Origin of the sequence: Klebsiella africana (assembly GCF_020526085.1) — a bacterium.
Classification (GTDB): domain Bacteria; phylum Pseudomonadota; class Gammaproteobacteria; order Enterobacterales; family Enterobacteriaceae; genus Klebsiella; species Klebsiella africana.
Genome location: NZ_CP084874.1, coordinates 2,366,139 through 2,386,693, shown reverse-complemented (window position 1 = coordinate 2,386,693; position 20,555 = coordinate 2,366,139). Strand labels below are relative to the sequence as shown.

General features: G+C 59.3%; 16 protein-coding genes. 10 read left to right on the top strand and 6 right to left on the bottom strand.

Annotated elements, in window-relative coordinates; all coding sequences use genetic code 11:
* Positions 1–61: 61 nt before the first annotated feature.
* The 3 genes from catA to LGL98_RS11625 form a co-directional block, all read right to left on the bottom strand.
* On the bottom strand, positions 62–988 hold the full coding sequence (catA, locus tag LGL98_RS11635; RefSeq protein WP_136032754.1) for a catechol 1,2-dioxygenase: 927 nt from the start codon (positions 986–988) through the stop codon (positions 62–64).
* A gap of 66 nt (positions 989–1,054) precedes the next feature.
* A complete protein-coding gene (catC, locus tag LGL98_RS11630; protein WP_009307770.1) occupies positions 1,055–1,345 on the bottom strand; it encodes a muconolactone Delta-isomerase in 291 nt (96 codons plus the stop codon).
* A 19-nt stretch (positions 1,346–1,364) separates the two neighbouring features.
* Positions 1,365–2,528: a muconate cycloisomerase family protein gene (locus LGL98_RS11625; protein ID WP_168435336.1), complete on the bottom strand. Its 1,164-nt coding sequence runs from the start codon at positions 2,526–2,528 to the stop codon at positions 1,365–1,367.
* Between the two features lie 117 nt (positions 2,529–2,645).
* Between LGL98_RS11625 and LGL98_RS11620 the strand changes: the two genes are divergently transcribed.
* A complete protein-coding gene (locus LGL98_RS11620) occupies positions 2,646–3,536 on the top strand; it encodes an IclR family transcriptional regulator domain-containing protein (RefSeq protein WP_168435347.1) in 891 nt (296 codons plus the stop codon).
* On the opposite strand, the gene kmrA is transcribed toward LGL98_RS11620, so the two are convergent.
* Positions 3,531–5,030 carry an efflux MFS transporter KmrA gene (gene kmrA / locus LGL98_RS11615; RefSeq protein WP_136032749.1) on the bottom strand — a complete coding sequence of 500 codons (1,500 nt, stop codon included), beginning with the start codon at positions 5,028–5,030 and terminating at the stop codon, positions 3,531–3,533. The two genes, LGL98_RS11620 and kmrA, sit on opposite strands and share 6 nt — an antisense overlap.
* 123 nt (positions 5,031–5,153) lie before the next feature.
* On the opposite strand from kmrA, the gene LGL98_RS11610 reads away from it, so the two are divergent.
* The 6 genes from LGL98_RS11610 (at position 5,154) to narI (ending at position 14,054) form a co-directional block, all read left to right on the top strand.
* Positions 5,154–5,729 carry a TetR family transcriptional regulator gene (locus LGL98_RS11610; protein WP_136032746.1) on the top strand — a complete coding sequence of 192 codons (576 nt, stop codon included), beginning with the start codon at positions 5,154–5,156 and terminating at the stop codon, positions 5,727–5,729.
* A gap of 174 nt (positions 5,730–5,903) precedes the next feature.
* Complete coding sequence (locus LGL98_RS11605) at positions 5,904–7,286, top strand: NarK family nitrate/nitrite MFS transporter (RefSeq protein WP_038435361.1); 1,383 nt, start codon at positions 5,904–5,906, stop codon at positions 7,284–7,286.
* 114 nt (positions 7,287–7,400) lie between these two features.
* Positions 7,401–11,141, top strand: coding sequence for a nitrate reductase subunit alpha (locus tag LGL98_RS11600; RefSeq protein ID WP_136032744.1), 3,741 nt, complete (start codon positions 7,401–7,403; stop codon positions 11,139–11,141).
* Complete coding sequence (gene narH / locus LGL98_RS11595; RefSeq protein ID WP_136032742.1) at positions 11,138–12,682, top strand: nitrate reductase subunit beta; 1,545 nt, start codon at positions 11,138–11,140, stop codon at positions 12,680–12,682. The genes LGL98_RS11600 and narH overlap by 4 nt, the downstream gene beginning before the upstream one ends.
* Complete coding sequence (gene narW / locus LGL98_RS11590) at positions 12,682–13,377, top strand: nitrate reductase molybdenum cofactor assembly chaperone (RefSeq protein ID WP_136032740.1); 696 nt, start codon at positions 12,682–12,684, stop codon at positions 13,375–13,377. Before narH ends, narW begins: the two co-directional genes overlap by 1 nt.
* Complete coding sequence (gene narI / locus LGL98_RS11585) at positions 13,374–14,054, top strand: respiratory nitrate reductase subunit gamma (protein WP_136032738.1); 681 nt, start codon at positions 13,374–13,376, stop codon at positions 14,052–14,054. Before narW ends, narI begins: the two co-directional genes overlap by 4 nt.
* Positions 14,055–14,722: 668 nt before the next feature.
* Here the strand turns inward: narI and nhoA are convergent.
* Positions 14,723–15,568: an N-hydroxyarylamine O-acetyltransferase gene (gene nhoA / locus LGL98_RS11580; RefSeq protein ID WP_136032737.1), complete on the bottom strand. Its 846-nt coding sequence runs from the start codon at positions 15,566–15,568 to the stop codon at positions 14,723–14,725.
* Between the two features lie 309 nt (positions 15,569–15,877).
* On the opposite strand from nhoA, the gene LGL98_RS11575 reads away from it, so the two are divergent.
* Positions 15,878–16,459: a flavin reductase family protein gene (locus tag LGL98_RS11575; protein WP_065811240.1), complete on the top strand. Its 582-nt coding sequence runs from the start codon at positions 15,878–15,880 to the stop codon at positions 16,457–16,459.
* A gap of 55 nt (positions 16,460–16,514) precedes the next feature.
* On the opposite strand, the gene LGL98_RS11570 is transcribed toward LGL98_RS11575, so the two are convergent.
* Positions 16,515–17,339 (bottom strand): helix-turn-helix domain-containing protein, encoded by an 825-nt coding sequence (locus LGL98_RS11570; RefSeq protein ID WP_136032735.1) that lies wholly within the window; start codon positions 17,337–17,339, stop codon positions 16,515–16,517.
* Positions 17,340–17,543: 204 nt separating this feature from the next.
* On the opposite strand from LGL98_RS11570, the gene LGL98_RS11565 reads away from it, so the two are divergent.
* Both LGL98_RS11565 and LGL98_RS11560 read left to right on the top strand, forming a co-directional pair.
* On the top strand, positions 17,544–19,112 hold the full coding sequence (locus LGL98_RS11565; protein WP_136032733.1) for an alpha-L-rhamnosidase-related protein: 1,569 nt from the start codon (positions 17,544–17,546) through the stop codon (positions 19,110–19,112).
* Between the two features lie 23 nt (positions 19,113–19,135).
* The gene (locus LGL98_RS11560; RefSeq protein ID WP_136032731.1) at positions 19,136–20,518 is read left to right on the top strand and encodes a glycoside-pentoside-hexuronide (GPH):cation symporter; all 1,383 of its coding nucleotides are present in this window, start codon (positions 19,136–19,138) and stop codon (positions 20,516–20,518) included.
* Positions 20,519–20,555: the final 37 nt, after the last annotated feature.

The window sequence follows — 20,555 nt, the reverse complement described above, 5'->3', positions numbered from 1 at the left end:
TGGATAAATTCACGGCAGCGTCGCCCCGGAGCTGTTGCACGCCCGGGGCGGGTCGCGCCGTTTACTCTTTGGCGCGCAGGCGAGTACCGCGCTGCTCTTCGTCGGCGCTCAGCGCTTTACACAGGGTGAAATCAAAACAAACCTCGGTGTGCTCTCCCTCAAGATTGCGCTGCGCGATGATCTCGCGGTCGGTCACTTTTACCGGATCGGCAATCAGGCCGTCGCGGGTGGCAAAGGCAAAATCGTCCCACAGGTATTTATCGCCATTGAGGTTAATCTGGCTGGTCAGATGTTTATGACCCGGCGCGGAGACGAAAAAGTGAATGTGCGCCGGACGGTTGCCGTGGCGGCCCAGTCTGTCCAGCAGTTTCTGGGTTGGGCCATCCGGCGGGCAGCCGTAGCCGGAAGGCATGATGCTACGCACGCTGTAGCGGCCATCGGCGCCGGTGCGGATCCGCCGGCGCAGGTTATACTCACTCTGGCTTGGGTCAAAGAAGGAATAATTTCCGAGGGTATTGGCGTGCCAGATATCAACAATAGCGTTGGCCACTGGCCGGCCTTCGGTGTCTTTGACTTCGCCGTGCAGCCACATCACTTCTCCGGCGTCGGCGCCGTCATCCATGCGGTCGTGGCCCTCGGCCAGCGGCGCGTTAGCCACGTACAGCGGCCCTTCAATGGTGCGTGGAGTGCCGATTTCCCGATGCGCTGCCGCGTCGATGGCGTCCTGGCGCAGATCGAGGAAATGCTCCAGTCCCAGACCCGCCGCCAGCAGCGCCGCCTCCTGGCGCCCGCCCAGCTCGTGCAAATAGTTTACCGCGTGCCAGAACTCCTCTTCCGTAACGTTATAGTCGTCGATGAGCGTGCAGATATTTTCCAGCAGACGATGAACAATCGTCTTAAAACGTTCATCGCCGCCGGCAACATCTAATCCGGCACTGTCGCGTAATAATTTCTGAATAGCAGGTTGTTGTACGAATACATTACTCATACGGGTTCTCTCTTATATTTTGCAGGGTGTACGCCGGTAATACCGGCGTGAGGTCAGATATTATTATTAGCGATCGTCATCGCGAATTGATGACGGATGACGACAGAGGGCTTCCACTTTTATCGCCATAAAGGGATAGAGCGGCAACCCCATTAATATTTGATGCAATTCTTCGGCATCTTTAACATCGAAAATACTGACATTGGCATAAAGGCCGGCAACGCGCCAGATATGTCGCCATTTGCCTTCCCGCTGTAATTGTTGCGAATAGGCTTTTTCGCGTTGTTTTATTTCCTCCGCCTCGGCGGCGGGAAAGCCAGGCGGAATATTGACGGTCATATCCACTTTAAATAACATTTTTTCCTCCTGTTCCCCGCTACGGCTGGCGGGTATAAAAATGCAGTTTGTCTTCATCCAGCTCGACGCCAAGGCCCGGCGTTTGCGGCAGCGCCACCTGACCGTCGGCAAAGTGCAGCGGCACGCTGACAATATCGTCTTTCAGCAACAGCGGGCCGAACATCTCGGTACCCCACTGCAACGGCAGCGTCGACCAGGCGTGCAGCGACGCAACGGTCCCTACGGTGCCTTCCAGCATGGTGCCGCCGTACAGGCCAATCCCCGCGGCCTGCGCGACGCGGGCCACTGCCAGCACGCTGTTCGGCCCCCCGGCTTTAGCGATTTTCAGCGCGTAAGCGCCGGTAAAGCCCTGCTGCGCCAGCTGATAACCATCGTAAGCGGTCGCGACCGCTTCATCCGCGAGGATCGCGGTTTCAATTTGCTGGCTTAACCGCACCAGGGCGGCATTATCGTGGGCGCTGACCGGCTGTTCGATGAGATCGACGCCCATCGCCGCCAGTTCGCGGCAGCCTTTTGCGCCGGTGGCGGCGTCCCAGGCCTGGTTGACATCGACACGGATGCTGGCGCGGTCGCCTAACGCTTCAACGATGGCGCGGGTATGACGCAGGTCGGTGGCGAGTTCACGCGCACCGATCTTCAGTTTGAACGCCCGGTGGCGGCCTTCGGCCAACAGTTTTTCTCCTTCAGCGATATCTTTCGCGGTATCGCCGCTGGCTAAGGTCCACAGCACCGGCAACGCCGTTTGCAGCGCGCCGCCGAGCAGGGCTGATACCGGCAGACCTAAGGCTTTGCCCTGGGCGTCGAGCAGCGCGGTTTCGATGGCGGACTTCGCAAAGGTGTTGCCTTTAATGGCGCTATTCATGCGGGTGGTCAGCGCATTCAGGTTATCGGCTGGCTGCCCTTTCAACAGCGGCGTCAGATAATGGGTGATCGCCGACGAGATGGCCTCTGGACTCTCAACGCCATAGCTCAGCCCCCCGATGGTGGTGGCCTCGCCGATGCCGCAGATGCCGTCAGAACGGGTAAGGCGCACGATCACCAGCGACTGGCAGCCCATGGTGGTCATCGACAATTTATGCGGCCGGATGGTCGGAACATCCACAATCCAGCTCTCGATTTGTTCTACGGTGGCAGTCATTTTCTGTTCCTGATGAGATATATAACTTTTTGTACCCACATCCATAACGGGGAGGTCCGTGCCATTGACAATAGGGTTCAGCCTGGCGGATGGTCAACGGCGATAATCGAAATGTTGTGCGATTATCGACGCGTTTGTTAAAAGACGGTTATTAATGTGATCGTGGTGGTAAAACCGGCACAATTCAGCGCGCCCCATTTTGCGCAAGGTATAGTGATCTGCCGTGAGCTTTACGCTGCAACGGAGAAGGATGCGATGAGCGACAATATCCCCAATACGCTGAGCGCCAGGCAGGCCGAGCACGACCCTAACTTTATGCTGTCTCTGGCCCGCGGGCTGGAGGTCCTTAATGCCTTCACCCCCCAGCGTCAGCGGCTGACCATTTCTCAGCTCAGCCAGAAAACGCAAATCTCGCGTGCGGCGGTACGCCGCTGTTTGTATACCCTCGCCGCGCTGGGCATGGTGCACAGTCCGGATGGCCGCAGCTATGAACTGCTCCCCCGGGTGCTGGCCGTCGGCCACGCCTATCTGGCCGGCACGCCGCTGGCCAAGGTGGCGCAGACGGCGCTGGATAGTCTTGGCAAAGCGCTCGGCGAATCCTGTTCGGCGGCGACGCTCGACGGGGATAACGTGCTCTATATTGCCCGCGCGGCGGTCAATAATTTACTGAGTATCGATCTGGGGCGCGGCAGCCGCCTGCCGGCGTGGGCCACGTCGATGGGGCGGGTGCTGCTGAGCGCGCTGCCGGAGGAACAGCTGGAAGTGACGTTGTCACGAGCTACGCTTATTCGCTACACTCCGCATACCCTGTGCGATTTGTCCGGTTTACGTGCAGAGATCGCCCGGGTGCGCATGCAGGGCTATGCCCTCGCCGACCGGCAGATCGAAGTGGGGTTGTGCTCGCTGGCGGTACCCGTCCTGTCGCGTCACGGTCAGGTGGTGGCCGCTCTGAATGTCGGGGTTCCCGCCGCGACGGTTAGCGCCGCGGCGTTAAAAGAGAAGGCCCTCGCCCCGCTACGGCGCGCGGCGATGGATCTGTCGCTGCAGCTATAGCGCCGACTGCGGTTTCGCCACGGTGGCGAGGCTGCGCCAGATCCCGGCGGCCAGCAGCAGAAGCAATATACCCGCCGTCGCCAGTACCAGACTGTGAGCCTGAATAAAAGCCGTCTTTGCCGCCGCCATCAGCGCCTGCGCCACCCCGGCGGGCAGCGTCTGGGTGAGACTCACCGCCTCGCCAATCGATGACGCCGCCTGCTGCGCCATGGCGTCATTCAGTCCAGACGGCAGCACAATAGAGGCGCTGTAGCTGCGGGTCAGGATCAGGCCGAACAGCGCTATGCCGAGACCGGCGCCCAGCTCATAGGCCATGGTTTCAATCGCCCCGGCGGCCGCCGCTTTCTCCTTCGGCGCTGCCGCCATAATCGCGGAACTGGAGGCCAGCAGCGCGCTGGCCACGCTAAAGCCCAGCAGCGTCATCAGCCCCCAGGCCAGCCACTGCTGGGTACTGAAATCGGTCAACGCCAGGCCGAGAAAGCTAAAGGCGCTGAGCAACATCCCACCGGTCGCCACCTCGCGCAGCCCAAGCCGCGACACCAGTAGTCCGGCAATCGGGCCGCTGAAGCCGCTGGCCACCATTACCGGCAGCATAAATATCCCCGCCTCGAACGGCGTTTTCTGGTGCACAAACTGCAGCTCCTGAGCCATCAGTAGCTCAAAACCGACCAGGGTAATCAGGGCCGTCATCGCCATCATCACCCCGCTTAAGATTATGCGATGGGTGAATAGCCGCATATCCACCATCGGGCGGGCGGCCGACAGCTGCTTGCGGATAAACCAACTCAGCATCGCCGCCCCGCCGATCGCCACCAGTGCGGTGAGCCACAGCGCCAGCTGGCCTTTCAGCGCTGATTTCGCGCTAAACACCAGCATCAGGATCGCGGCAATCAAAACGAGCGCCTGCAGCAGATTCAGCGGCTGCTCGCGGCGCGCGGGCTGGCGCGGCACCACTTTCGCGTTAATCGCGATAACCACCAGCACGATCGGCACGTTAATCAGGAACACCGACCCCCAGTAGAAATGCTCCAGCAGGATACCGCCCACCAGCGGGCCGAAAGCCGCACCGCCCGAGCCGACCGCTGCCCATAGCCCCAGCGCCATATTGCGCTGGCTGGCCTCGGCAAAGGTGCTACGGATCCCGGCCAGCGTCGCCGGGACGATCATCGCCGCCCCCACCGCCAGCAGGGCACGTGAGGCAATCAGCGTCATGGCCGTCGGCGACAGCGCGGCGCACAGCGACGCGACGCCAAAAATGGCGCTGCCGAGCAGCAGCAGGCGCTTAAAGCCGATCTTATCGCCGAGGGCGCCCATCGGCAGCACCATGCCGGCCATCACTAATGAGTAGATATCAATGATCCACAACAGCTCATTGCCGCTGCTACCCAGCGCCACGCTGAGGGTCGGCGCGGCCACATGCAACACCGTAGCGTCAATCGCCACCGGAATATAAACCAGCAAAATCGCCATCAGCGTCATCCATTGCCGTGACATAGCTTGTACCTCAATCAATATTAAAAATTGGACACGCGTCCAGGATGGCGATCCTGCCGGATTGTTGAACACATGTCCAACTTTTTGTTACACTCGGCCAAAGCCAGATGACAGCGGGGTTCTATGCACTATTTACAACGAGATGCACGACGGGAAGTGATCATGCAGGCCGCCATGCGCCTGGCGCTGCGCGGCGGCTTTGCCGCCATGACCGTACGGCAGATCGCCCGCGAAGCCCAGGTGGCCGCCGGGCAGTTGCACCACCACTTCGCCTCCATCGGCGAGCTGAAAGCACAGGTTTTTATCCGCCTGATCCGCGAGATGCTCGATATGCCGCTGGTGGCTGAGGACGCCAGCTGGCGCGAGCGCTTGTTCTCGATGATCGGCAGCGAGGATGGCCGACTGGAACCCTACATCCGCCTGTGGCGCGAAGGCCAGGTGCTGGCCGACAGCGATCCGGACATCAAAGCGGTCTACCTGCTGACCATGAATATGTGGCATGCCGAGACCGTCGCCATCATCGAGCAGGGCCTCACCAGCGGCGAATTCCGGTCGGCTGAGCCTGCGGCGGATATCGCCTGGCGCTTTATCGCCCTGGTGTGCGGCCTCGACGGGATTTACGCGCTGGACGCACAGGCCCTGGATGAGGCGGCGTTTAGCCGTTACGTAAATAAGATGATTACGCTGGAGCTGTTTTAGCTAACTTTACATTTAGTAACAATTAATTCCGCTACGCTTACCACGTGCTCTCTGCCAGCACGTTTTTTTTATCTACGCTTCATAGATAACGCAAATTAAGCGTTATTCACCATCCCCTTGTATTCAGCTGTTGACCTTATTTATTTACTCCTTTCCGGGCAAGTAGAGGGCAATATGTCGGTACAGAATGATAAAGATAATCATTACCTTTTGAACAACTGGCGGCCTGAAAACAAGGCGTTCTGGGAAAATAAAGGCCAAGCCATTGCGAGAAGAAATCTATGGATATCAGTGGCCTGCTTGCTACTTGCTTTCTGCGTATGGATGCTATTCAGCGCCGTAGCGGTCAATCTCAATAAGGTTGGTTTTCATTTCACCACCGACCAGCTTTTTTTATTAACCGCCCTGCCTTCACTTTCCGGCGCGATATTACGGGTCCCCTACTCCTTTATGGTACCCCTCTTTGGCGGGCGCTACTGGACCGTATTAAGCACCGTGATTCTGGTGGTACCTTGTATTTGGTTAGGGGTGGCAATCCAGAATATTACTACTCCGTTCTGGGTATTTATTATTATTGCGCTGCTGTGCGGTTTTGCCGGCGCGAATTTTGCTTCCAGCATGGGAAATATCAGTTTCTTTTTCCCCAAAGCGAAACAGGGCAGCGCGCTGGGGGTCAACGGCGGCCTTGGCAATCTCGGCGTAAGCGTGATGCAGATGGTCGCCCCAGCGGTCATCTTCCTGCCGCTCTTCACCTTTCTCGGCGTCCATGGCGTCACCCAACCCGATGGTTCAACAATCACCCTGAGTAATGCGGCGCTCGTCTGGGTACCGCTGCTGCTGCTCGCCACCGTCGCCGCATGGTTCGGCATGAACGATATCGCCGGTTCAAAGGCCTCGATTCGCGATCAGCTTCCCGTACTCAAGCGACCGCATATGTGGCTGTTAAGCCTGCTCTATCTGGCGACGTTTGGCTCGTTTATCGGCTTTTCCGCCGGCTTTGCCATGCTGGCGAAAACCCAGTTTCCCGCCGTCGATATCCTCAAGCTCGCCTTCTTTGGACCGTTCATTGGCGCGCTGGCGCGCTCGTTCGGCGGGATCATCTCCGACCGTCTCGGCGGCGTGCGGGTGACGCTGGTTAACTTCGTCCTGATGGCGCTGTTTACCGGCCTGCTGTTTCTGACCCTGCCAGGCAGCGGCTCCGGCAGCTTTCTCGCTTTCTACGTGGTGTTTATGGGGCTCTTTTTAACCGCCGGTCTGGGAAGCGGCTCCACCTTCCAGATGATCGCCGTCATCTTCCGCCAGCTCACCATCGACAGCGTTAAACAGCGCGGCGGCAGCGATGAAGAAGCGCAGCACGAGGCGGTGACCGATACCGCTGCCGCGCTGGGCTTTATCTCGGCGATCGGCGCCATCGGCGGTTTCTTCATTCCAAAAGCCTTCGGCACCTCGTTGGCGATGACCGGCTCACCGGTTGGCGCGATGAAAGTCTTTTTTGTCTTCTATGTGGTTTGCGTGCTGGTGACCTGGCTGGTCTACGGCCGCCGTAAACCCGCATAACCATAACGATTTATCTGCCGGATGGCGTCTTACGCCTTATCCGGCCTTACGAGTTCGTTCGCTCATCCGGCAGGGTGGCACGATGCCGGACATCATCGGAGCAGGAGAAATGTCATGAGTAAACTTCTGGATCGCTTTCGCTACTTTAAGCAGAAAGGCGACACCTTTGCCAACGGCCACGGCCAGGTCTACAACAACAACCGTGACTGGGAAGATAGCTACCGTCAACGTTGGCAGTTCGATAAAATTGTCCGCTCCACGCACGGTGTGAACTGTACCGGCTCCTGCAGCTGGAAAATTTACGTCAAAAACGGCCTGGTTACATGGGAAACTCAGCAAACCGATTACCCGCGCACCCGGCCGGACCTGCCAAACCACGAACCGCGCGGTTGCCCGCGCGGCGCGAGCTACTCCTGGTATCTCTACAGCGCTAACCGCCTGAAGTACCCGTTGGCGCGTAAACGGCTGATTGAGCTGTGGCGCGAAGCCCTGACACAACATCCCGACCCGGTACTGGCCTGGGATAGCATCATGCAGGATCCGGCCAAAACCCGCAGCTATAAAGCGGCGCGCGGTAAAGGCGGGTTTGTTCGCTCCAGCTGGAAAGAGTTAAACCAACTGATCGCTGCGGCCAACGTCTGGACCATCAAAAACTATGGCCCGGACCGCGTCGCCGGCTTCTCGCCAATCCCGGCGATGTCGATGGTCTCCTACGCCGCGGGTACCCGCTATTTATCGTTGATCGGCGGCACCTGCCTGAGCTTTTATGACTGGTACTGCGATTTACCCCCTGCCTCGCCGATGACCTGGGGCGAACAGACCGACGTGCCGGAATCCGCCGACTGGTACAACTCCAGCTACATTATTGCCTGGGGCTCCAACGTCCCGCAGACCCGAACCCCTGACGCCCACTTCTTTACCGAAGTACGCTATAAGGGCACCAAAACCATCGCCATCACGCCGGACTATTCGGAAGTCGCCAAGCTTTGCGACCAGTGGCTGGCGCCAAAGCAAGGCACCGACAGCGCACTGGCGATGGCCATGGGCCACGTGATCCTTAAAGCCTTCCACCTCGATAACCCGAGCGATTACTTTCTTAACTACTGCCGGACCTACACCGACATGCCGATGCTGGTGATACTCGAGCCGCGCGACGACGGCAGCTATACGCCGGGCCGTATGCTGCGTGCTTCCGACCTGCTTGATGGTCTTGGAGAAAGTAATAACCCGGAATGGAAAACCGTGGCCTATAACGCCGACGGCGAACTGGTGGCGCCGAACGGCTCCATCGGCTTTCGCTGGGGCGAAAAAGGCAAATGGAATCTCGAACAACGGGCAGACGGCAAAAATGTTGAGCTGAAGCTGTCGCTGCTGGATATTCGCGACAGCGTGGTGTCGGTGGGCTTCCCCTACTTTGGCGGCAACGAAAATCCGCATTTTCGCAGCGTAGCGCAGTCACCGGTGACCTTTCACCCGCTACCGACTAAACAGCTGACGCTGGCCAGTGGCGAAAGCGGCCTGGTGGTCAGCGTCTATGACCTGATTCTGGCCAACTACGGTCTGGATCGCGGGCTTGACGATGTCAATGCGGCGAAGGATTTCTCTGAGGTCAAAGCCTATACCCCGGCGTGGGCCGAGCAGATCACCGGCGTGCCGCGCCAGCATATCGAGCAGATTGCCCGCGAGTTTGCCGATACAGCGCATAAGACCCATGGCCGCTCAATGATTATCCTCGGCGCCGGGGTGAACCACTGGTACCACATGGATATGAACTACCGCGGGATGATTAATCTGCTGGTATTTTGCGGCTGCGTCGGCCAGAGCGGCGGCGGTTGGTCGCACTATGTCGGTCAGGAGAAACTGCGCCCGCAGACCGGCTGGCTGCCGCTGGCGTTCGCCCTGGACTGGAGTCGTCCCCCGCGGCAGATGAACAGTACCTCTTATTTCTACAACCACGCCAGCCAGTGGCGCTACGAAAAACTGACCGCCCAGGAGCTGCTGTCGCCGCTGGCCGACGCCAGCAAATTTAGCGGCAGCCTTATCGACTTCAACGTCCGTGCGGAACGGATGGGCTGGTTACCCTCTGCGCCACAGCTTAACGTCAACCCGCTGACCATTAAGCAGCAGGCCGAGGCCGCCGGGCTCTCCCCCGCTGAGTTCACCGTCCAGTCGTTAAAATCAGGCGATATTCGCTTTGCCGCCGAGCAGCCGGATAGCGGCAACAACCACCCGCGCAACCTGTTTATCTGGCGTTCTAACCTGCTGGGATCGTCCGGTAAGGGGCATGAGTATATGCTCAAATACCTGCTCGGGACCGACAGCGGTATTCAGGGTGATGAACTGGGTGCCAGCGATGAGGTAAAACCTGAGGAAGTCGAGTGGCAGACCGCGGCGATTGAGGGCAAACTCGATCTCCTGGTGACCCTCGATTTTCGCATGTCCAGTACCTGCCTGTTCTCCGATATTGTCCTGCCGACCGCCACCTGGTATGAAAAAGACGATATGAACACCTCAGACATGCACCCGTTTATCCATCCGCTCTCCGCCGCTGTCGACCCGGCCTGGGAGGCAAAGAGCGACTGGGAGATCTACAAGGATATCGCTAAATCCTTCTCGCAGGTCTGCGTCGGCCATCTTGGCAAAGAGACCGATGTGGTGCTGGTCCCGCTGCAGCATGATTCTCCCGGCGAACTGTCGCAGCCGTTCGAGGTGCTTGACTGGCGCAAAGGCGAATGCGATCTGATCCCCGGGAAAACCGCGCCGTCGATTGCCCTGGTGGAGCGCGACTATCCCGCCACCTGGGAACGCTTCACCTCTCTCGGCCCGTTGCTCGATAAGCTCGGCAACGGCGGGAAAGGCATTTCGTGGAATACGCAAAGCGAAGTCGATTTCCTCGGCAAGCTTAACTACGTCAAGCCAGACGGTCCGGCCAAAGGCCGTCCGCGGATCGACAGCGCTATCGATGCCAGTGAAGTCATCTTAAGCCTGGCGCCGGAAACCAACGGCCAGGTGGCGGTGAAAGCCTGGCAAGCGCTGGGAGAATTTACCGGCCGCGATCACACTCATTTGGCGCTGAATAAAGAGGATGAGAAAATCCGCTTCCGCGATATTCAGGCGCAGCCGCGCAAGATCATCTCCAGCCCAACGTGGTCTGGTCTGGAAAGCGAGCACGTCTCCTACAATGCCGGTTATACCAACGTTCACGAACTGATCCCGTGGCGTACCCTCTCCGGGCGGCAACAGCTGTATCAGGACCATCCGTGGATGCGCGCCTTCGGCGAGAGTCTGGTGGCTTATCGCCCACCGATCGATACGCGCAGCGTCAGCCAGATGAAGGCCGTGCCGCCAAACGGCTTTCCGGAAAAAGCGCTGAATTTCCTGACCCCGCACCAGAAATGGGGTATCCACTCCACCTATAGCGAAAACCTGCTGATGCTGACGCTGTCGCGCGGCGGGCCGATCGTTTGGCTTAGCGAAACCGACGCAAAAGAACTGGGGATTGAAGATAACGACTGGATCGAAGCCTTCAACGCCAACGGGGCTCTCACCGCGCGGGCGGTGGTGAGCCAGCGGGTGCCGCCGGGGATGACCATGATGTACCACGCTCAGGAACGGATTATGAATATCCCGGGTTCGGAAGTGACCGGTCGTCGCGGCGGCATTCATAACTCGGTAACCCGCGTCTGTCCGAAGCCAACGCACATGATCGGCGGCTACGCCCAGCTGGCCTATGGCTTTAACTACTACGGCACCGTCGGCTCCAACCGCGACGAGTTCATCATGATCCGCAAAATGAAGAATATTGCCTGGCTGGATGACGAAGGTCGCGATCAGGTACAGGAGGCGAAAAAATGAAAATCCGTTCTCAGGTTGGAATGGTGCTGAATCTGGACAAATGCATCGGATGCCATACCTGCTCGGTCACCTGTAAAAACGTCTGGAGCAGCCGCGAAGGCATGGAGTACGCGTGGTTCAATAACGTGGAGACCAAACCGGGCATTGGCTACCCCAAAAACTGGGAGGACCAGGATCAGTGGCAAGGCGGCTGGATCCGCGGCATTAGCGGTAAGCTGACGCCCCGCCTCGGCAATCGGGTCAGCGTATTATCGAAGATTTTCGCCAATCCGGTGCTGCCGCAGATCGACGATTACTACGAACCCTTTACCTACGACTACCAGCATCTGCACAACGCGCCGGAGGGCAAATATCTGCCGACCGCCCGCCCGCGCTCGCTGATCAGCGGCGAGCGTATGGATAAGATTGACTGGGGCCCGAACTGGGAGGAGCTGCTCGGCGGCGAGTTCGAGAAACGCGCTCGCGACCGCAACTTCGAAGCCATGCAAAAAGAGATGTACGGCCAGTTCGAAAATACCTTCATGATGTACCTGCCACGCCTGTGCGAGCACTGCCTCAACCCGAGCTGCGTGGCCACCTGCCCGAGCGGGGCCATCTACAAGCGTGAGGAAGATGGCATCGTACTGATCGATCAGGATAAATGCCGCGGCTGGCGGATGTGCATCAGCGGCTGTCCGTACAAAAAAATCTACTTTAACTGGAAGAGCGGCAAGTCGGAAAAATGCATCTTCTGCTATCCGCGTATTGAGTCCGGGCAGCCAACGGTCTGCTCAGAAACCTGCGTTGGGCGCATCCGCTATCTTGGCGTACTGCTGTATGACGCCGACCGCATCGAAGAGGCAGCCAGTACCGAACATGAAACAGACCTCTATGAGCGCCAGTGCGAGGTGTTCCTTAATCCAAACGATCCGGCGGTCATCGAGGAAGCGTTAAAACAAGGGATCCCGCACAACGTCATTGAGGCGGCGCAGAAGTCGCCGGTCTATAAGCTGGCGATGGACTGGAAGCTGGCCCTGCCGCTGCATCCGGAGTATCGCACCCTGCCGATGGTCTGGTACGTGCCGCCCCTGTCGCCGATCCAGTCGGTTGCCGACGCCGGCGGCTTACCGAGCAACGGCAACATCCTGCCGGCGGTTGAGAGTCTGCGCATCCCGGTGCAATACCTGGCGAATCTTCTGAGCGCCGGCGATACCGGACCGGTCTTGCGCGCGCTGAAACGGATGATGGCGATGCGCCACTACAAGCGCTCGCAAACCGTCGAGGGCGTCACCGATACCCGCGCCATTGAAGAGGTGGGCCTCAGCGTTGAGCAGGTCGAAGAGATGTATCGCTATCTGGCGATCGCCAACTACGAAGACCGCTTCGTGATCCCCACCAGCCATCGCGAACTGGCGGAGGATGCCTTTCCGGAACGTAACGGCTGCGGCTTTACCTTCGGCGATGGCTGCCACGGGTCAGATACGAAATTCAACCTGTTTAACAGCCGGCGGATCGACGCCATCGACGTCAGCGGCGTGCGTAAGCATGGGGAGGGCGAGTGATGCGGATCCTGAAAGTGATCGGTCTGCTGCTGGAGTACCCCGACGAGTTACTTTGGGAGAACCGCGACGATGCCCTGGCGCTGGTCAGCGTCGATGTCCCTTCCCTGACGCCGTTTGTCAGTGAGCTGCTGACGGCTCCGCTGTTGGATCGCCAGGCCGAGTGGTGCGAGGTGTTCGAGCGCGGGCGCGCCACCTCGCTGCTGCTGTTTGAACATGTGCATGCCGAGTCCCGCGACCGCGGCCAGGCGATGGTCGACCTGATGAATCAGTATCAGCAGGCGGGCCTGCAAATCGATTGTCGCGAGCTGCCCGATCATCTGCCGCTGTATCTGGAGTACCTCAGTATTTTACCCCCCGCGGAGGCTCGGGAGGGGCTGCAGAATATCGCGCCGATTCTGGCGCTGATCGGCGGCCGCCTTAAGCAGCGAGCCTGCCCGTACTACCAGCTGTTTGACGCCCTGCTGGCGCTGGCTAAAAGCCCGCTCACCAGTGACAGTGTCACAAAACAGGTGGCGGGAGAAAAGCGCGACGATACCCGTCAGGCGCTGGACGCCGTGTGGGAAGAAGAGCAGGTGAAGTTTATCGAAGATAATGCGACCGCTTGCGATAGCTCGTCGATGCAAGCTTATCAACGACGCTTTAGTCAGGATGTGGCGCCGCAGTACGTTGACATCCGCGCCGGAGGCCCGAAATGATCCAGTATCTGAACGTCTTCTTTTACGATATCTACCCTTACCTCTGCGGCACCGTTTTTCTGGTAGGCAGCTGGCTGCGCTATGATTACGGGCAGTATACCTGGCGCGCCTCATCCAGCCAGATGCTGGATAAGCGCGGGATGGTGCTATGGTCGAACTTATTCCATATCGGCATCCTCGGCATCTTCTTCGGCCATCTTTTTGGCATGCTGACCCCGCACTGGGTCTACTCGTGGTTCCTGCCGATGTCGCAGAAGCAGCTGATGGCCATGATCCTCGGCGGCGTCTGTGGCGTGCTGACCCTGGTCGGCGGACTCGGCCTGCTGGTGCGCCGCCTGACCAAACCGCGCATTCGCGCCACCTCCACCACGGCGGATATTCTGATCCTGTGCATTCTGCTGATTCAGTGTGCGCTGGGACTGACGACTATTCCCTTCTCCGCCCGGCATCCGGACGGCAGCGAAATGCTGAAGCTGGTGGACTGGGCGCAGGCGGTGGTCACCTTCCACGGCGGCGCCTCGGCGCATCTGGACGGCGTGGCGTGGATCTATCGCGTCCACCTGGTGCTGGGGATGACCATCTTCCTGATCTTCCCCTTCACCCGTCTGGTTCATGTGTGGAGTGCGCCGGTGGAGTATTTCACCCGCCGCTACCAGGTGGTACGCTCCCGGCGCTGAGCGCTGGCGGCGTTTACCATTCATCCTTACCGATAGCCCGGACGAGGCCTTCGCGCCAAGTCCGGGTATTTATCGTACCTGGCTCCAGACTTTATGCCGGGTGGCGGCTGTCGCCTTACCCGGCCTACATGAGCCTCTCACAGGCTCATACCTCGCAGGCCCGCGCAGGCGCAGCGCCGCCGGGCAAGATATCAGGCACGGTACCTGTAATTTCGCCGGGTGGCGGCTGTCGCCTTACCCGGCCTACAGGGTCCTCTTACTGGCTCATACCTCGCAGGCCCGCGTAAGCGCAGCGCCGCCGGGCAAGATATCAGGCACGGTACCTGTAATTTCACCGGGTGGCGGCTACGCCTTGCCCGGCCTACAGGGTCCTCTCACAGGCTCATACCTCGCAGGCCCGCGCAAGCGCAGCGCAGCCGGGCAAGATATCAGGCACGGTACCTGTAATTTCGCCGGGTGGCGGCTACGCCTTGCCCGGCCTACAGGGTCCTCTCACAGGCTCATACCTCGCAGGCCCGCGCAAGCGCAGCGCCGCCGGGCAAGATATCAGGCACGGTACCTGTAATTTCGCCGGGTGGCGGCTACGCCTTACCCGGCCTACAGGGCCCTCTCACAGGCTCATACCCCGTAGGCCCGCGCAAGCGCAGCGCCGCCGGGCATGAGGAAATTTACTTCCCGGCTTCCGGATGGGTATCGAACGCCGCCATCACCGTCGCCAGTGCCGCTTCGCTGAAGCCATGTTTAGGATCGTCCACCCCCAGGCCGAAGCGGGTCTGCAGCCCTTCATACAGCGCAGAAACATCGGCAAAATCAACCTTCTCCACCACGTGGTTATTCTCCCAGTGGGTAAAGTGGAAGTTGGTGAGGGTCATTTTGCCGCCGTCCGGCAGATGACGACACATCAGCAGATGGTGACGGAAGTGGGACTGCGGCCAGTGCGCCGACCAGAAGTTGCCCATCACATAATCAGACGCATACTGGCGGCCTAAATCGAAATGGTACATCGACTGCCAGTGTTCGTGATGGTTGAACTGCAGCGTCCACTCATCCCCTTCATGCACCAGACGATAGCTACCGTGCGGCGTTTGCTGCGGGATATCGGCCAGCAGTTTGATCGGCGCGGTCAGCGTCTGGCCGCCGAAGCCGACGTCGGCGATCCAGCGCTCCCCCGCCACTTCCACCAGCAACAGACGGTGCGTACGCGGCGGCATCTGCGGCGGGTTGGCCAGCACCACGCGGCCCAGCAGGCTGCGGACGTTAAAGCCTATCTCACGCAGCGCGCGCTCCAGCAGGCCATTTTGTTCAAAACAATACCCCCCGCGGCGGGCGGCGATCAGCTTCTCTTCCAGCGCCCGATCGTCAAGGTGGATCTCACGCGGCAGCAGAACGTCGAGGTTTTCAAAGGGGATGGCGCTGTTATGCTGCAGATGCAGTTCCCGCAGGGTATCAATGGATACATCAGGCTCACCCGTCCAGCCCAGACGGGAAAAATAGGCGCGTAAAAAGGGACTCATCAAGGCCTCCAGCTGTTGGTGTCCGACATTTATAGCCTATTTTTCCGCGCCGACCGTCTTTTTTGTGCGCTTGTCGTTAACCGCGCGTGCGGCGCTGCATCAGCGCCAGCGCCGTCAGCATCTGTACCAGACCGGTCGACATCCGACGGGGCACGCTCACCTGGGATAACATCAGGGGAGCCAACATATTGTGATCCTCTTTGGGACTTAGTGCTGGCGACTATAGTCAGACGAGATGACGTATTGATTACATTTTCATTGCGGCTTAACGTGTTATCTGCCAACCGACCCATTATTCAAGGAACGCCTATGAGCCGCTTTCGCCACGTTGAACTGCAGTACGCCAGCCGCCTGCTCAACCACGGCCCAACCATTTTGATCACCAGCTACGATGCCGCGTCCGACCGGCGCAACGTTATGGCCGCCGCCTGGTCAATGCCGGTGGAATTCGCCCCGCCGCGGGTGGCTATCGTGGTGGATAAAAGCACCTGGACGCGGGAGATCATCGAGCGCAACGGCACCTTCGGCATTGTGGTTCCCGGCGTCGCAGCCGCCAGCTGGACCTACGCCGTCGGCAGCGTCAGCGGCCGCGATGAGGACAAATTCAATGCCTGGGGGATTCCGGTAGTAACCGGTCCGGAACTGGGGCTGCCGCTGATCGAGGAGAAGTGTCTGGCATGGATGGAGTGCCGGTTGCTGCCGGCGACGGCGGCCCAGACCCAGTACGATACCCTGTTCGGAGAGGTGGTCTCTGCCGCCGCCGACGAGCGCGCGTTCGTCACCGGACGCTGGCAGTTTGACGACGATAAGCTCAATACCCTGCATCATCTTGGCACCGGCAATTTTGTCGCCAGCGGCCGTCATGTGCGGGCAAACTCCCTTGACGAATAAGCGTCACTTGCCGCGGGCGGCAGGTTTTCCCCCTGCCCGGCCTGCGGCCCCCCTTTTAACCCAGCGGGCGGCGGCGATCGGCGCTGGGCGTAAGGCCAAAGACTTTTTTATACAGGGTGGTAAAGTGGTTGCTGTTGGCGAAGCCGCACAGATAAGCCACTTCGGTAATGGTCATCTCCGTTTCGCGTAATTTGACCCGCGCGGAGACCAGCCGCAGACGTTTCAGATAATTATCCGGGGTTAATCCGGTGGCCTCTTTAATATGGCGAAACGCGGTACGGGTGGTGAGATGAAATTGCTCCGCCAGCTGCTGCCAGTTATGTTCTTCGAAACAGTGCTCCTGCAGCCAGGTGAGTAATTTATGCAGTTTATAGCGGGTACTGCTATATTCGGCTTCCGACTCAGCAGTGAGAATGGTGGTCACCAGCTGGAAAAAGAGAGACTCCCGTAGTGGGGTATTATCCGCCGCTCTCAGCGCCGGGGAAAATATCTTCTCCACCAGTTCTCGGCAATAGCTGCGGGTCTCCGGCGCCAGCCAGCCATAGCAGGCGGCGCGCTGCGCGGATAATTGTTGCAGCAATCCCTCCATCTGCTGTAAATAGCCAAAGGCCACCGCCGGATTAATTAAGACATTAATCAGCTTCAGCGTCCCCAGCTCATCATAATAATGCACATCGCCAGGCTGGACGTAAAATACGTCGCCCTGCTGGATATACAGCGGGCGGCCATTAATAACGTGTAACCCATGCCCCTCCTCGACGATCACCAGTTCGGCAAATTCATGGCCATGCTCCTGGCTATTATCCTCCGGGTCACTGGCGTACATGCCGAGCTTATCCTGGGGATGGGTGAAATAATACTCAACGGTCAGTGTCATCATTACAGCAAATCCTGAACAACCTATGGCGCAGGGGCACGATAATCTATTCCGGCCCTCGGCACGCGCCCGATGTGCGGATTTGTGATCGCCAGCGCCCACACCTCATTATTCCTGCCATTTTCACTGACGGTTTGGCATTGCCAGAGTGGTAGCCGCGCCGGACGACGGCCTATGCTGCGCCTAACCTAACGGAGAGGACGCAGTATGTCACAAGCAATTCAATACAATTCCAGCGTGGCGATGATCCGTCATCCGCGCTTTTTACAGCGTGCGGCCGACCTGACGCCCGCGCTGCAACGCCTGCGCCAGACGCCGCAGGCCATCGTCGAGGCCGTCGCTGAACCAGGAGCGCTGAACGGCTGGCGGGGGCATACCGTCTGCACGCCGGAGCAGTTTTATCAGCAACCGCTCAACGTCGGCGACAGCATCATTATTGATTTTGGCAGCCATTTTGTTGGCTACCTGCAGTTCAGCTGCCGCAGCGTCGGCAGCCCCCCCGATGCCCCGGCCCATCTGCACTTCACCTTCGGCGAGACGCTGAGCGAAGTCTGTGAGCCGTTCAGCGAATACCAGGGATGGCTGAGCAGCAGCTGGTTGCAGCAGCAGGATCTGTGGCTTGACGTCCTGCCCGCCCGGGTCGCTCTGCCACGTCGCTATTGCCTGCGCTACCTGAAGGTGGAGGTCAAAGCGCTGTCGCGCAAGTTTCGTCTGCAGTTCGATGAGATCGCTCTGGAAACCGTCACCTCTGCCGGCAGCCCGCAGCTAGCGGTCATCGCCGATCCGCAGCTGAAAGCCATTGATGACGTTGCCGTTCGTACCCTGAAAAACTGCATGCAGGAGGTGTTTGAAGATGGGCCGAAACGCGACCGGCGGCTGTGGCTGGGGGACCTGCGCCTGCAGGCGCAGGTGAACGACGTCACCTTCGGCCACCACGATCTGGTTCGCCGCTGCCTGTATCTCTTTGCCGGCCATACCCGGGAAGATGGCATGGTTTCCGCCAATGTCTTTGTTCAGCCAGAGGTGCGCGCCGATGACACCTTTCTGTTTGATTATTCATTGTTTTTTGTCGACGTGCTCTATAACCACCTGCAAAGCACTGGCGACACGGACACCGCCCGTGAACTGTGGCCCACGGCGCGACGGCAAATCGAGCTGGCGCTCACCCGCTGCGATCCCCAGGGTCTGGTGCGCGACAGCGATGACTGGTGGGTATTTATCGACTGGCAGGCAGAGCTGAATAAACAGGCGTCGGCGCAGGGGGTGCTTATCTACTGCCTGCAGCGCGCCCTCTGGCTGGCGCAGCGTTTTGAACCGCAGCGGGTAGCCGACTACACCGCTACGCTCGCGCAGCTGAAAGAGGCCGCCCTCCGCCACCTGTGGGATAGCGAGCGGCAGGTGTTTATCAGCGGCGCCGCGCGCCAAGTCTCGTGGGCGTCGCAGATCTGGCTGGTGCTGGCGGAGGTTGGCACCGCCGAGCAGCGTCAGGCGCTGATGCGCCGCCTGCAGCAACAGCCGCCGGCCATTGCCATGAACACCCCGTACCTGCGCCATCATCATATTGTCGCCCTGCTGCAGTCCGGCCTGCGCGAGGAGGCGGTGGCGGAGATCAAAGCCTACTGGGGAGCGATGGTCGCCTACGGCGCCGACACCTTCTGGGAAATTTTCGACCCACACCATCCTGACTTTTCCCCCTATGGCAGTAAGCTTATCAACAGTTACTGCCATGCGTGGAGCTGTACCCCGGCCTGGTTTATTCGCCAGTATGGACTTTAACAACAACGATAAGTGAGTGATTTATGGCAGAAACAACGTTTACCCTGTGGCGGCAGCGCCTTGGCTATGGCATTGCCGATCTCTCCTGCAACCTTGTGTGGCAGATGATCTCTCTGTATCTGATGTTCTTTTACACCGACGTGATGGGCCTCCCGGCCTATTATGTCGGCCTGATGTTCCTGGTCACCCGGCTGGTAGACGGCGTGGCTGACGTGCTGATGGGGCTGGTGATCGATAATACCGCCACCCGCTGGGGGCGCTGCCGTCCCTGGCTGCTGATCGGCGCCCTGCCTTTTGGTCTGCTGTGTATTCTGGCCTTCTATGTGCCGGATTTCGGCACTACCGGCAAACTGCTGTACGCCTTTATCACCTATCTGTGTCTGTCGTTCCTCTACACCCTGGTGAATATTCCGTTCTGCGCCATGCTGCCATTTTTAACCAGTGATTCCGCAGAGCGCACCACGCTGTCGGCGGTGCGCATTTTGCTGGGCTCCCTTGGCGCCACCATCGTCGCCGTGGCTACGCTGCCGCTGGTCGGTGCGCTGGGCAAGGGCAACCAGCAGCAGGGGTTCCTCTATACCGCGGTGGTTTTTGGCGTACTGGCGGCCTTTTTCCTGCTGGTGAGCTTTCGCAACGTCGAAGAAAAGATCACCCTTACCGGGGAGCGCATGACCCTGAAACGCGCCTGGATTAGTCTGCGCGCCAATCGTCCATGGTGGGTCTTCGCCAGCAATATCTTTCTGATGTGGGGTGCCTTTTTCTTTCAGACCGGGGCCCTGGTGTACTTCTTCCATTATTACGTCGGGAATACCGAGCTGACGGCGGTTATCGCCGGGATCTCCACCTTCGTTCCCCTGCTCGGCACCCTCACCGTCCCGCTGCTGGCCCGACGCATGAAAAAACGTCATGTCTATCTGGTGGCCAGCGCGGTCAATCTGCTTGGGATGGGGATTATGATGGTGTCTGGCGCCCACGTTCTGGGACTGATCGTCGGGGCGGTGATCCTCTCCCTCGGCGCCGGTCAGCGCACGGCTATCTATTTCTCGATGCAGGCCGACCCGGTGGATTACGGCGTGTGGAAAACCGGGATTAATACCGCAGGGATCCTGACCTCGATAAACGGCTTTCTCGGCAAGGTGGCGATGGCTGGCGCCGGGGCTATCACCGGCGTACTGCTCTCCTCCAGCGGTTATATCGCCAACCACACGCAGAGCGACAGCGCCCTGTTGGCCATCAAGGCCTGCTATCTGTACATTCCGGCGCTATTGATCCTCGCCTCGATGCTGTGGATGGGCCGCTTCTACCGCCTCGACGATCAGTATGAGCAGATTCGTGCCGACCTTGATGCCGGACGCGGCGCCTCGCCAGCCCCGGCCCCGACCACCGGAGAATCCCCCGCCATGTAAGGCGCCCCCGCTGATTTAACCTCTGGATAAATTAAGG